The sequence below is a fragment of the Clostridium psychrophilum genome (genome assembly GCF_018861705.1).
In the GTDB taxonomy this organism is placed as follows: Bacteria; Bacillota; Clostridia; order Clostridiales; family Clostridiaceae; genus Clostridium_AD; species Clostridium_AD psychrophilum.
The window spans coordinates 1-13,746 of record NZ_JAHLEC010000044.1 but is presented as its reverse complement, the minus strand read 5'-3'; the positions used below and the strand labels follow the sequence as shown (position 1 = coordinate 13,746).

12 protein-coding genes are annotated in these 13,746 nt (G+C 31.1%); all 12 read right to left on the bottom strand.

The genetic code is table 11. The features are described from left to right. Positions 1-131 precede the first annotated feature (131 nt). The 12 genes from rnfB to KPL38_RS10700 all read right to left on the bottom strand — a co-directional run bounded on the left by rnfB (position 132) and on the right by KPL38_RS10700 (position 13,134). Entirely contained in the window at positions 132-998 is an 867-nt protein-coding gene (gene rnfB, locus KPL38_RS10755; protein WP_216289148.1) for an RnfABCDGE type electron transport complex subunit B, read from the bottom strand. 29 nt (positions 999-1,027) lie between these two features. Continuing rightward, the gene (locus KPL38_RS10750) at positions 1,028-1,609 is read right to left on the bottom strand and encodes an electron transport complex protein RnfA (protein ID WP_216289133.1); all 582 of its coding nucleotides are present in this window, start codon (positions 1,607-1,609) and stop codon (positions 1,028-1,030) included. After that, a complete protein-coding gene (rsxE, locus tag KPL38_RS10745; protein WP_216289132.1) occupies positions 1,609-2,232 on the bottom strand; it encodes an electron transport complex subunit RsxE in 624 nt (207 codons plus the stop codon). Before rsxE ends, KPL38_RS10750 begins: the two co-directional genes overlap by 1 nt. A gap of 1 nt (position 2,233) precedes the next feature. After that, positions 2,234-2,818, bottom strand: coding sequence for an RnfABCDGE type electron transport complex subunit G (locus KPL38_RS10740; protein ID WP_216289131.1), 585 nt, complete (start codon positions 2,816-2,818; stop codon positions 2,234-2,236). Then, positions 2,808-3,815: an RnfABCDGE type electron transport complex subunit D gene (locus tag KPL38_RS10735; RefSeq protein ID WP_216289130.1), complete on the bottom strand. Its 1,008-nt coding sequence runs from the start codon at positions 3,813-3,815 to the stop codon at positions 2,808-2,810. The genes KPL38_RS10740 and KPL38_RS10735 overlap by 11 nt, the downstream gene beginning before the upstream one ends. Then, positions 3,812-5,149, bottom strand: a complete 1,338-nt coding sequence (gene rsxC / locus KPL38_RS10730; protein ID WP_216289129.1) for an electron transport complex subunit RsxC — start codon at positions 5,147-5,149, stop codon at positions 3,812-3,814. The genes KPL38_RS10735 and rsxC overlap by 4 nt, the downstream gene beginning before the upstream one ends. An 87-nt stretch (positions 5,150-5,236) precedes the next feature. Next, positions 5,237-5,656, bottom strand: a complete 420-nt coding sequence (locus KPL38_RS10725) for a SoxR reducing system RseC family protein (protein ID WP_216289128.1) — start codon at positions 5,654-5,656, stop codon at positions 5,237-5,239. A 710-nt stretch (positions 5,657-6,366) separates the two neighbouring features. Beyond that, positions 6,367-8,139, bottom strand: coding sequence for an aminopeptidase P family protein (locus KPL38_RS10720; RefSeq protein ID WP_216289127.1), 1,773 nt, complete (start codon positions 8,137-8,139; stop codon positions 6,367-6,369). A gap of 99 nt (positions 8,140-8,238) precedes the next feature. Then, a complete protein-coding gene (locus KPL38_RS10715) occupies positions 8,239-8,568 on the bottom strand; it encodes an aspartate/glutamate racemase family protein (RefSeq protein ID WP_376769032.1) in 330 nt (109 codons plus the stop codon). A 48-nt stretch (positions 8,569-8,616) separates the two neighbouring features. After that, on the bottom strand, positions 8,617-9,243 hold the full coding sequence (locus KPL38_RS10710; RefSeq protein WP_216289125.1) for a cyclase family protein: 627 nt from the start codon (positions 9,241-9,243) through the stop codon (positions 8,617-8,619). A gap of 1 nt (position 9,244) precedes the next feature. Further along, positions 9,245-10,759, bottom strand: a complete 1,515-nt coding sequence (gene zwf, locus KPL38_RS10705) for a glucose-6-phosphate dehydrogenase (protein ID WP_216289124.1) — start codon at positions 10,757-10,759, stop codon at positions 9,245-9,247. A 572-nt stretch (positions 10,760-11,331) separates the two neighbouring features. Then, positions 11,332-13,134: a penicillin-binding transpeptidase domain-containing protein gene (locus KPL38_RS10700; RefSeq protein ID WP_246577912.1), complete on the bottom strand. Its 1,803-nt coding sequence runs from the start codon at positions 13,132-13,134 to the stop codon at positions 11,332-11,334. Between the last annotated feature and the right edge of the window lie 612 nt (positions 13,135-13,746).

Here is a 13,746-nt window from a genome sequence, read left to right as displayed (position 1 = left end):
TCCGTTAAAATATTAACACATATTAGGTAAAACTATGATTAATTCACCTAAAATATACAAAAAAAACAGAAAAAGTTTCAAAATAAACCATTTATTTTGAAACTTTTTCTATAGAAACATAATATTCTATTTTAATCTGCGAGAGTTTTATTTTCAGTTGCTTTTGCAGCTATACTTTGCTCTGGCATTTTTTCTATATACCCTTTAATTGCACCTGTTGGGCATTTAGCTAAACAAGTGCTTTCACTACACTCTGAAACACAAATTTTAAAATCTACAACAGCTAAGTTGTTCTCAATTTTTATTGCACCATGCGAACAATTTTTAACACAAAGTCCACAACCAATACAACCAATGGTGCAAAGTTTTCTTGCTATAGCACCTTTGTCGTTTGAATTACAATTTATTGCTACATGAGTTCCAAGAGGAATTAATTCAATAACATGTTTGGGACAAACTGATTCACAGACTCCGCAGCCTGTACACTTATCTTCATCAATAATTGGAAGCCCATTTTCGCCAAGTGTCATTGCATCAAAAGGACAATTTTTAACACAGGTTCCAAAACCAAGACAACCATATTGACATCCCTTTGGACCGCCCTGTAATAATGAAGCAGCAACACAATCTTGCAAGCCTATATACTCATAGGCCTTTTTAGATTTATCTACGCTACCTGCACATTTTACAAACGCAACTTTTGGTTCCACTTCTTCTGCTATTTTACCAGTAAGCTCTGCTACCTGTTTTGCAACAGCTGCCTTACCTGGAACACAAAGATTTGGTGCTACATCCGGATTTAGAACTACAGCTTCTGCATATGCCAAACACCCAGCAAATCCACAACCTCCGCACTGACCTTTTGGTAATATGTCTTCAACAATGTGAATCAATGGATTTACTTCAACGGAAAATTTCTTGTTTGCAAATGCCAAAACTAAACCAAAAACTAGTCCGACTAATGTCATTACAATTATAACTGCAATTGCAATATCTATATTACTCATATTAATTGCTCATCTCCTCTCTATACTGCTATCATTCCAGAAAATCCTAGGAAGGCTAATGCGAGCATTCCAGCTAAAATAAATGCTACACCAAGCCCCTCTAATGCTTTTGGGACATCTGCGAGTCTTAATTTTTCTCTTAAACTTGCCATAAGTACGATTGCCAAAGTAAAGCCTAAACCGGCACCTACTGCACCTACCGTGCTTTCTAAAAATGAATAATGATTTTCTACATTTAAAAGTGGTACACTAAATACAATACAATTTGTAGCAATTAGTAATAAATAAATTCCCCACATACTATATAAAGTGGGTGCATATTTTTTAATAATCATTTCTAAAAGTTGTACAAAGCTAGCAATCAAAAGTACAAACACTACTGTTGTTAAAAATGTTAAATTAAACGGTTCCAATACAAAATGATAAACCGCCCAGGCTAGCATCGAACTTAGTGTCATAACAGAGGTTACTGCCATTCCAATACCAACAGAAGCATTTAAGCTTTTCGAAACTCCAAAGAAAATACAAAGTCCTAAAAATCTTGTTAAAACGAAATTATTTACAACTATATTACTTGCAAGCAAGGTTAAATAATGACCCATTACATTTCACCTCTCTCAAGTTTAACTTTTTCACTATGTTCTATCCACATCTTAAAACCAGCTACCATGTAACCAATCAGTATAAATGCACCTGGTGATAAAACCATGATAAGTGCTGGATTATACCATGAACCAATAACTTTTATACCAAATAATGTTCCCGCACCAAGAATTTCACGAATTATTCCAAGAAGTAATAGTCCAAGTGCAAATCCAGCTCCCATTCCAAGTCCATCAAAAAATGAGGGAACTACTTTGTTCTTTGATGCAAAAACTTCTGCTCTAGCTAAAATAATTGCAAAAACAACAATTAATGCTAAATATATTCCTAAAGCCTTATTAAGTGCTGGCAAATATGCCTGTAGTACTAACTGCACTACAGTAACAATTGTTGCTACTGACGTAATATATACAGGTACACGAACCTTTGGATTTACTACTTTTCTAGTAATAGATACAATAGTATTATTTGCAGTAATAACAAACATTACTGCTAGTCCCATAACTAGGGAATTTGTCGCACTACTAGTTACTGCTAGAGCAGGGCAAAGACTAAGTGCAAGAACAAAAATTGGGTTCTCTTCTATAATCCCTTTTTTAAATATGTTCCATAACTCTCTCATATTATTTTCCCCCTACAAACTGTGATACTTGTTGCACAGCTTCTTTAATACCTTTAGTTACCGCTTTTGATGAAATGGTAGCTCCAGTCATAGCTTGAATACTATTTACTTTTGTTTTGTCTTTTACAACTACTAAATCTGAAACTTTTTTACCTTTAAATTGATTTCTAAAAGGATCTTTACTTGCATTATCTCCAAGTCCAGGTGTTTCTTTAGTTTCCAATATAGTAAAGTCAATAATTTTACCTTGTGGACTAACTGATACAAGCATCTTTATTTGTCCACCATACCCTTTACTTGCTGCAGGAACTACATATGCTACTACTTTTCCATCTTTTTCTGCAGTATACCATTCTGCTTTATTCTTTATAGGTGTAAACTTTTGCGCACCTACCACTAATGATTTCATTGCATCAGTTTTAATTCCTGCTGCAGTTTTTACTGCAACTGGTGCAGTTACAAAATAGGTTGCAGCAATAATTGCTCCTGATATGAAACATGCAATTGTTAAATTTATAGTGATTTGAAAAATACTATATTTTTTTTCATGACTAACATTATTCTCAACTTTATTCTCATCTGACATTTTTCACTACCCCCATTGCTCCAAATTTAACCGGCTTTATGAAGCGATCAATAAGAGGTGTAACTGCATTCATTAACAAAATAGAATAACAAACACCTTCTGGGTAACCACCTTTTAGCCTAATTAGGACGGTAATTGCTCCAGCACCGATAGCAAAAATTATCTGTCCTTTTTTTGTCATTGGAATAGTAACCATATCAGTAGCCATAAAGAAAGCTCCGATAACAAGACCACCAGCCATCATATGAAATAGTGGATCTCCAGTAAATAATCCAGTTGGACCGCATATCCATGTAAGAATACCTACAGTTCCAATCATAAATACAGGCACTACCCAATTTGCATATCCTTTATAAATTAAATATATACCTCCAATAAGTAATAAAATTGTAGAGGTTTCACCAATACTTCCATTTCTAAAACCAAGGAACATTGATTTATACATTTGAGGTGCACTTCCAAAAGTATCAATTAATTTTGCATAACCTTGTTGTTTTAAAATGCTTAAAGGTGTTGCAGATGCTACTACATCTACCTTTCCGCTCAAAGCTGTCCAAGTTGTCATTGCAACTGGCCATGATACCATAAGAGCAGCTCTACCAATGTGAGCTGGATTAAAAATATTATACCCAAGACCACCCATTGCGTGTTTTGCAACTACAATGGCAATAAATGAACCAACTATTGCCATATATGGTGGTATAGTAGGTGGTAAACACATTGAAAGCAATAGTCCTGTTAAAAATGCACTACCATCACTTATTGTTACCGTCTTTTTTCTAAGTTTTTGTACTATATACTCAAAACCCACTGCAGACAAACTACCTGCGAGTAATACAAATAAAGCAGGAGTCCCGAAGTGATAAATTGCGAAAAGCACTGCTGGAGTTAATGTCAAACTTACTGTCCACATAATTTTAGAAACAGATGCTTCTGCACGTATATGTGGAGATGCTGATATAGTAAAGAGATTTTCTTGTAATTTTATTTCACTCATTTAGCTAATGCCTCCTTCTTTTTTGCAGCATCTGCGTTGTTTCTCATCTTACAATATTTAATATATTGTACGATATTGCGCTTAGCTGGGCATACATAAACACAACTTCCACATTCTACACAATCAAAAAGATTTTGTTCAATTTTTGCTTCTTCATACATATCTTTTTCTCCGAGTATACTAAGCATACTTGGATTAAGTCCAGCAGGACAAATACTTACACATTTTCCACAACGAATACAAGGTGATTGCTTCCCAGTATTAATATCATTTTTGGTTAATGCGAGTATTCCAGAAACTCCTTTAATAATAGAAATTTCTAAATTTAATTGAGCAAATCCCATCATAGGACCACCCATAATAATTTTAGCTGGTTTTTCGGAAAAACCACCACAATTGTCAATTGCATCTTTAAATGTTGTTCCAAGTCTTAGTAGTAAATTCTTAGGTTCTTTTATTGCGCTACCACTTATTGTAGTTACTCTTTGAATTAAAGGAATTCCTTTCACAACTGCATCAAAAATTGCAACAACAGTACCTACATTTTGAACAACTACTCCTACATCCATAGGCAAACTTCCTGATGGTACCTCACGATCAGCAAGTACTTTAATAAGCATCTTTTCAGCACCTTGTGGGTATTTAGTTGGAATTGACTTAGCTTCTATAGCTGTTCCTTCAAGTGCTTTTTGCATAGCAAGTACTGCATCAGGTTTGTTATCTTCAATACCTATAAATGCTTTTTTAACTCCTAGAACCTTCATAATTATTTTTACTCCAGTAACAATTTGTTCTGTATACTCAAGCATCATTCTATAATCTGCTGTTAAAAATGGTTCACATTCTGCTGCATTAATAATAAGTAAGTCTATTTTCTTATCTTTTGGTGGTGATAATTTTACATGAGTTGGAAATGTAGCTCCACCCATTCCAACAATACCTAATTCTTTAATTATACCTTTTATTTCATCTGCACTTAGCTTTTCCCAGTCTCTTTGGACAGGAATTCCTTCTATCCATTCATCAAGTCCATCATTTTCAATTACAATAGAAAGACATTTTCCGAATACTGGATGAGGATACTCTGCCACATCAGTAACAACACCAGATAGAGATGCATGTATTGGACTAGATACAAACGCTGGACTGTTTGCTATAACTTGTCCTTTTTTTACCAAGTCGCCTTTGGCTACAATAGGTGAACACGGTGCACCTATATGTTGCCTCACAGGAATAATAACCTTACTTGGCAGTAAGGCTAATTCTATCGATTTATCAGCTGTAAAACGTTTATTGTCATTCGGATGTATTCCTCCGCGAAAACTTTTTATCATTTTTCGACACCTCTTTTAGCATATTTAAAATACATTGAATTTATATAGATAAAATATAGATAAAATAAAATATTTAATAATTTTATTTTATTTAATAATTTGAGTAATAACAGGTTGCATCTTATCATTGTTATGTGCGAATTTTTCAAATTTTATTATGTTAATTAATGATAATATAAATGTTACTATTCCGCCTCCTATTTGAAAACCTCGCACAGAATAACCAAAGCTTTTAGCTATTACTTGTCCAACTAAAACCCCTACTACAACAGCAACAAGAGGGATTATATATACAACAAAAGCTGCCATTAACATGTTTGTATCTTTCATTTGAAATGAAATTCGTTGTCCAATTTTAGCTCCAATAGGATTTTTAGCCTCTATTACAAGTGAATTATCACCTGGACATGCTCCACAATTTTTGCACTCATTGTGCCTACCTACTTTGATTTTAGCAATATTATTCTCAATTATTTCTATAATAACTCCTTGTTCATCTTTTACCAACTTAATTGCTCCTCCCTTTACTACAATACTAATTATACTATATTGACAGGGATAATTTGTATGAAAATCACTTTTTCACCCATATAATGAAATAATTGTTCTATTATACAGATACGATAAAATTTTTATATATTGCCTGTCGAATTATATATAAATTACAAGTTCTATACCTCAAGATAGTTTTTTTTCAGATAAAAGTCAATAATAATTTATTTTTTAACAAGCACTTTTATTGTAGAACATGCGAATAATATAAAAATTTTTTTTATAAAAATGTATACAGCATATATACTACAACTTTTAATTTTTTGTGAATTATTCACGTATACTAATGCTTTTAACAATTAATAAGATTAATATCTAATTACATAGTAAGCTAATAACTATTTTCTGTTATATTTATTACTTTCAGTACTAATACAGTATGGAATAATAAATATTTTTTATTTTATTGTATTTTTATTAATATGGCTTTATTTTGTTAAAATTTTAACTATGCATATTATTTATACATAATTTAAAATGATTATAACCCTATAAATGAGCAATTATAAGGGTTGTAGTAAAATTCTTATAATTTTACTTCCTATAAAAATATTATGTATACATTATTTTAATTTAATTTGATTTTCTTATAAAGTGAAATATTTTATATATAAATTAGAACAAACAGATGTCATTTAATTGTATCGCTTTGCTCTAATTTATAGTTATACTGCCAATGTTGCCCTTTTTAAATATTCAAGTTCTTTTCCTTGCAAATATGGAGAAAGCTTCTCAAATACAGTCTTATGATAATTATTTAACCAATTTTTTTCATCTTTTGTCAATAAATATATGTCTATAGCTTCTAAATCTATAGGACACAACGTTAAAGTCTCAAATTTCATAAACTGCCCACCATATTTAGTTTTCTCATGTTTTTGAACAGCAACTAAGTTTTCTATTCTTATGCCATGCTTATCTTCCTTATAAACTCCTGGTTCATTCGATACTACCATTCCTTTTTCAAGTTTAATAGTATTAGGAATTATAGATATCCTATGAGGTCCTTCATGAACATTTAAAAAGAAACCAACTCCATGTCCTGTCCCATGTTTGTAATCCATTCCTGCATTCCAAAGTGGTATTCTAGCTATTATATCTAAATTTGAACCAGTAGTTCCATATAGAAATCTCTGCATAGTTAAACTAATCATACCTCTTAAAACTAAAGTAAAATCTGTTTTCTCCTCAAGTGTTAAGTCCCCTAATGCTAAAGTTCTTGTAATGTCTGTTGTTCCATCTAAGTATTGTGCACCTGAATCTATTAAATAGAAACTCTTTGGTTTTAATGTAGCCTGATGCTTTTTCGATGCTGCGTAATGGGGCATCGATGCATTAGCTCCGTAAGCTGAAATGGATGGAAAACTTAAATCATAGAAATTATCCCCTTCTTTTCGCAAACTACAGAGTTTATCTGCTGCATCTATTTCAGTAATATTACATGTTTTTACTGTTTTCTTAATCCAGCTTATGAATTTAACCATAGCCACACCATCACGCACCATAACATTTCTAATATTTTGAATTTCAATATCATTTTTTATGGCCTTAAATCTTGTAGTTATATCCATACACTCTTCGATTTTAATTTTTATAGCATTATATATCCAGGTACTATTTTTTACTGGATCGATAAGCATTGTTCCAACTTTTATATTTTCTAAAAATGCCCCTATACTATCGTATGGCATTATTTCTATATTAGCCTTTTCTAGTTCATCTCTTACTAGATAATTGATTTTTCTGTTGTCAATAAATAAATAATTCTTTTTCTCAGAGATTACTAAATATGATATTGTTAAAGGATTGCATAAAATATCTCTTCCTCTTATATTTAGTACCCATGCAATGTCATCAAGTCCTGATATAACATAGTGACTGGCTCCCATAATCTTCATTTCACTAATAACTTCAGCAAGTTTTGTTTCTCTAGACTTTCCTGCATAAATTACATCATGCAAAATCACCTGACTGCAAGGTCCTTCTGGTCTATTACTCCATATTTTATCTATTAAATCTTCACTAACTTCAAAAGAAAATTTCTTATTTTCCAATGTTTTCTTCAATTTTCTAAAATACTTTTCTGAAACAACCTTACCATCAAAAGCAACCTTCGCTTCATCTTTAAGAGTTTTAATTAAAAATAATTCAATTGTAGGAACGCCAGGTTGTCCCATTCTAAACAAAGTTATGCCTGTGTCTTTTAATTCATCTTGAGCTTGCAGAAAGTATCTTCCATCTGTCCATAAACCACATTCTCCAAGTGTAATAATTGCTGTTCCAGCAGAACCAGTAAATCCTGTTATAAATTTTCTAGTAGCATAATGCTCAGCAACATATTCACTTTGGTGTGAATCAGAACTAGGAATAATGTACGCACCAATTCCTTTTTCTCTCATCTGATTTCTTAATTCTTCAATTCTTTCTTTTATACACATTATAATCACCTCATCATTTTTTAAACCTTAACCTGCATTGTTTTATACCTTAATCTTTATAATAAAAGATAATGACTTTTTTCAAATTATTGTTTAGAATCATATCATTTTAAACATAAGTTCAGCTGGATCAATAATAGGAATATTCAAATATTTTTTAAGCTCATTATGTAAATAAGGAAAGTGAGTACATCCTAGAATCACAGCATTTACCCCTATATCATTATAAAATTTCATCAAATTTTTCAATCCATATTTTTCTACTATTTCTTGAGCAGATATACCTTTTTCTATAGCCACCACTACAGGAAGCATTCCTGTTCCAATAACATTGCAATCAGCATTTACGCTTTGTATAGCTTTTTCTATACCTGCGCAGCTTTGATTATTAGCTGTAAGAACCCCAATGCTTTTATAAGCATAAGCAATTTTCTTATAAACATCAAATGGAGTTATTATTCTTATATCTTTTTTTACTTATATTAGATCTTTAATTAAAACTATCCTAGCAGGTGCACCATCTACGCCTTTAATTTTGAGTGGTAATGCACACATTAAATATTCTGCCTCTGCAATTTCTTTTAGCCTAACTCCTTCTATTATTATTATTCCTTTATTAAAAAGGATTTTATGAGTCTCATGGCTTGGTTGATTTCTCTCAATTCCAAAGGAATCTATAGCCACTCCAATTATATTTTTTTCTGCTAGGTACTCTGCTCCACCTTTTTCAACATACACAAAATCAGGATCAAAGTTTTCTGTAAACGAATTTTTAGTTTTTAATAATATAAATTCACCTGACTGGATATTCTTATCTATAAGATTCTCCTTAGTTATGCCGCCTACTATTTTTGTTAAATCTATTACCCTACACTTTGTAATTAACTTATTCAAATCCACTTCTTCTATTGTAGCACCCATGTTATCCACATGATGTGGCGCATCTACATGAGTTCCTGTATGTAGATTCATATACATACTAGATTCATTAATGCTATCCTTTGGAATTTTTCTTTCATATCTAATTACTGGTCTTTTTTCTTCTTTATTTTTGTATACTCCCATTTTCTGCTCTATTGTCATAGATATATCATATATAATCATATTAGACCCCCTCATAAGGTGAAGTATTCCACCACTCTCTTCCATCCTTCTTAATTAATTTTATTGCTTCCTCTGGGCCTGAAGTTCCAGCTGCATAATTAGGATAATTAGTTATACTATTCTCATATTCCTTTTCTATGCTTTCAATGAATTTCCATGAATATTCAAGTTCATCCCACCTCGTAAACAAAGATGAGTTATTTCTAATTGCCTCGAGTAATAACCTTTCATAAGCTTCAGGTGAATCATTAACATACTTACAACTTTGACAATAATCTAATTCTACCTTTTCCATTTTAAAATCATTGCCAGGCTTTTTAGCATTTATTTGAAAGAAAAAACCCTCTTGTGGTTGAATCTTTAAAACTAAAAGATTATGCCCTATTTTGTTGAATTCCTTATAATAATTAATTCCAGCAAGCTTTTTAAACTGAATAACTATCTCCGTACTTTTTGTATCTAGTCTTTTCCCAGCCCTTATATAGATGGGTACTCCTCCCCACCGGAAATTATCAATATAAGTTTTAAGGGCTATAAATGTATCTGTATTTGAATCCTTAGCTACTTTTTCTTCTTGTCTATATCCCACTAATTTTACTCCATCAACAGTGCGTTCACCATATTGACCTCTAACAATATCTTCTTTAAATGATTTCGAGGTAAATGGTCTTAGCGATCTTAATACCTTAACTTTTTCATCTCTTATTGATTCAGAATCAAAGTCCACTGGTGGTTCCATTGCAATCATTGTTAACATTTGTAACAAATGATTTTGAAGCATATCCTTTAATATACCAGCATTTTCATAATATGCTCCTCTATTCTCTACACCTAAAAGTTCATTAGACGTAATTTGTATATTATCAATATAATTAGCATTCCATAATGGTTCAAATAGAGAGTTTCCGAACCTAATCGCTAATATATTTTGAATCATTTCCTTTCCTAAATAATGATCTATTCTAAATATATCTTCTTCAGGTATAAGTTTTGATATATTATGGTTTAAAATTCTTGCTGTTTTCAAACTTGATCCAAAAGGTTTTTCAATCATTATTCTCTGCCATCCAGTTTCCTTGCTAACCATATTGTTATTCTTTAAATTTCTAATTATTCCTTCAAAAAACTCTGGTGCAACTGCTAAATAGTATAATCTTCTTCCTCCTGTTAAATATTTAGTCTCCATTCCTTCTAAGAACAAATCTAGATTCTTATATCCATTATTATCTGTTGTAAAATCAAAGTTTTTATAAAAAATTTTTTTACTAAAATCGTTCCACAACTTATCATTTAAAGGGAATCTACTAAATTTCTTTGTAAATTGATACATTTCTTCTCTATATTGAATATTTGTTTTCTCTCGCCTTCCTATAGAAACAATTGTAAATTTTTCAGGCAATTTATTCTCATACATTAAACTAAATATGGCAGGAATAAGTTTTCTTTTTGTTAGATCACCAGTTCCGCCAAAAATTACAAATATACTAGAAAGTTCTATACTTATATCTTTCTCCATTTAAGTGTCTCCTTCCTCCTATTTTTTTATAATATACTTTTCATCATATTCATTTTCCATTTATATGTTCCATTTATCTTATATTAATAAATTTTAAATATATTACAACTGTTTCAAATAAAAAACTAGCTTATTATAATTAATACTAATTATAATAAGCTAGAAATTATAAATCACTTTTATTTATGTCCCATAACTCTACAATAGATACGCCTTTACCAGTTATAGTTTCAGTATTAGATGTAAAGTCATAACTATCCTTTTTAATTACAGGCATCTTTAGTTAAGCATGTATAAGTAATGGTTTAAGTGTAGCCGTTTGCGCTCCACGCTCAAAAACTGTATTTACCTGTCACATATTTTTAAAGCCCGCAGCAAGTATTATTTTGCAAGTTCTTGAGCAATCAGTGCTCAACATGAACAAAATTCAATCATCACTGTTTGCCCATTTTCAACTAAATTTGAAGCCAATACTGCAATTTTACGCTTCACATCATAGTTACAGAACAAACAGTTGCATATTCAATATACAAAAATATAGTATTCACTATGGACCTTGTATATGCACAGTTCTATTTTTTATTAAATGTGCTTTTAACAACTACATTCTTCACATTATCCGGAGATATATTCATCATTGGAAATAGTTCTGAAAATAACTTTTTTGCAGCTGGTACCGCTGTCTGAGCAGCATAATATTTCCCTGAGTTTGGTTCCTCTACAGTAACTATTAAGCTTACTTTTGGATTACTCGCAGGGGCCATACCTACAAATGATGATATATATTTACCAGAAATATAGCCTCCATTAACACTATTAACTTCATTAGCAGTTCCAGTCTTACCTGCTATATGATAACCATCAATATAAGTTCCAGCTGCAGTTCCTGCTTTAACAACCGTTTCTAAATATGTTCTTAACTTCGCTGCCTTATCATTTGCCATTATGTTTTTTTTGTTAAAATTATCATACTGCTTGTCTATTATCTTTTTACCATTTACATTATGAGATATTTCCTTCATAACATGTGGCGTTATCCATGTTCCACCATTAGCAACTGCATTAAAAGCCGCAATATACTGTATCTGAGTAACTGCAACCCCTTGTCCATAAGACATCGTAGCAAGATCAAGTGGCGTAATGCTTTTTAGATTTTTTACTAACCCAGTACCTTCACCAGGTAAATCTATTCCAGATTTTTGCCCAAATCCAGCATTTTTCGTAAATTTATACATATTATCTTTTCCTATCATTTGTCCTAACTTTACAAAACCAACATTATCAGAGTGTTTAATTATATCTGAGAAAGTTTGAACACCATAATTTTCTCTATTATCGCTATACAATGTTTTATTTCCAACCTTAATGCTACCATTACTTACAAACCGGTCTTTATCTGTCACTACATTATTTTGAAGTGCAGCCGCTGCTGTTATAACCTTAAATATTGATCCAGGTTCAAACACATCACTGACAGCTTTGTTTTTCCATGTTTCTTGTGTTTCTTTACTTGTATTTCCGTTCAAATAAGGGTTATTCAAATTATAATCTGGCGAATTTGCCATTGCTAAAACCTCACCGTTATTTGGATTCATAACCGTTATGCTAACAGACTTAGCACCATTTTCTTTTAATGTTTCCTTAGCTACTCTTTCAACTAACTCTTGAATTCGTTCATCTATAGTTAATGTTAAATTTTTTCCATTTACAGGCTGAACAGTCACTGCCTCTGTATAAGGTAATTCATTGCTTTCCCTATCCATTTCGACTACTTTCACACCAGGAATTCCTGCTAAGTCATTGTTATAACTCATCTCCACTCCATTAACTCCAGAACCATCTAAGTTGGTATGCCCTATAACGTGAGATAAAAAACTATCATTTGGATATATTCTCTCTACATCATTTGAAATTATTATTCCCTTATATTTTAATTTTTTAATAGAATCTACTGCACCTTGCTCTACCTTTCTTTTCAATGATACAAATTGAAGCGATTTTCCTTTACCATTTTGTGTATTTAGAATCTTTTCAATATCACTACTTTTAATATTAAAAATTTTTGACAATTTTTCACAGGCTTGTCCCTCTGAAATCTTTTTATCAACTAAATACTTTTTTAATACAATCAAATCGGCATCTACTCTATAAACATTCATACTTAACGCCAAGTCTAAACCATTTCTATCTACAATAGCTCCTCTCGCTGGAGCTATTGCTATACTTTTTGTTTGTTGCTGTAATGCCAACCCTTTGTAGTTAGAAGAATTAAGCCCCATTACAAAAACTAATCTGCCCACAAGAGCACTAAATACTACAGAAAATACTATACCTACAATAAAGATTCTTTTACCTCGTGGCTTTTCTCTTTTCAATTTGCTCACCAACCTGCTTTATATTTTAGTTTAAATATTTGTACTTTTAAATAATAATGTTTTTATTATATATTCTACTACTCAATTATGGATAAATTATGAAGATAACTTAGTGAATATATATATAAGTAAAAAAAATTTCTTTAAAACACTAATATTCAATAAAAAATCCAAATACTTTATGTAGTAATTCGATTTTTTACGTATATTAAATTTTTTTACGTATATTGAATTATTTATATTTTTTATTATTCATGTCTAACTTTCCATCATTAAACACTACATATGTAAAACAAATATTTAAATTCACTAGTATAAACATTTCTTTGCCATCACTTAAATATATCTATAACTATATAACTATATAACAATACTATATAAAAAAATAATCCATTTACTATAGTATCGTTATACTTATTAGTAACTGAAGGGATTATAACCATATATATTACAAGGATTAGGTGAACACTTAAAAACGTTCTTAATTGCTCACATTATATTCTATGATTAAGCCACAAAAAGCTATATTTTCTCCGGTAGGAGTTAAGCTATTTCAAATTTTAGGCTATGCCTCTTGAAAATATTGTAAATTAATATGAAAATTTCAATAAA

Coding starts and splice junctions, on each gene's coding strand:
- KPL38_RS10735 (WP_216289130.1), bottom strand. CDS start 3,815: ATGAGTGAAATAAAATTACAAGAAAATCTCTTTACTATATCAGCATCT.
- rsxE (WP_216289132.1), bottom strand. CDS start 2,232: ATGAGAGAGTTATGGAACATATTTAAAAAAGGGATTATAGAAGAGAAC.
- KPL38_RS10710 (WP_216289125.1), bottom strand. CDS start 9,243: ATGATTATATATGATATATCTATGACAATAGAGCAGAAAATGGGAGTA.
- KPL38_RS10750 (WP_216289133.1), bottom strand. CDS start 1,609: ATGGGTCATTATTTAACCTTGCTTGCAAGTAATATAGTTGTAAATAAT.
- rsxC (WP_216289129.1), bottom strand. CDS start 5,149: ATGATAAAAAGTTTTCGCGGAGGAATACATCCGAATGACAATAAACGT.
- zwf (WP_216289124.1), bottom strand. CDS start 10,759: ATGGAGAAAGATATAAGTATAGAACTTTCTAGTATATTTGTAATTTTT.
- KPL38_RS10740 (WP_216289131.1), bottom strand. CDS start 2,818: ATGTCAGATGAGAATAAAGTTGAGAATAATGTTAGTCATGAAAAAAAA.
- KPL38_RS10720 (WP_216289127.1), bottom strand. CDS start 8,139: ATGTGTATAAAAGAAAGAATTGAAGAATTAAGAAATCAGATGAGAGAA.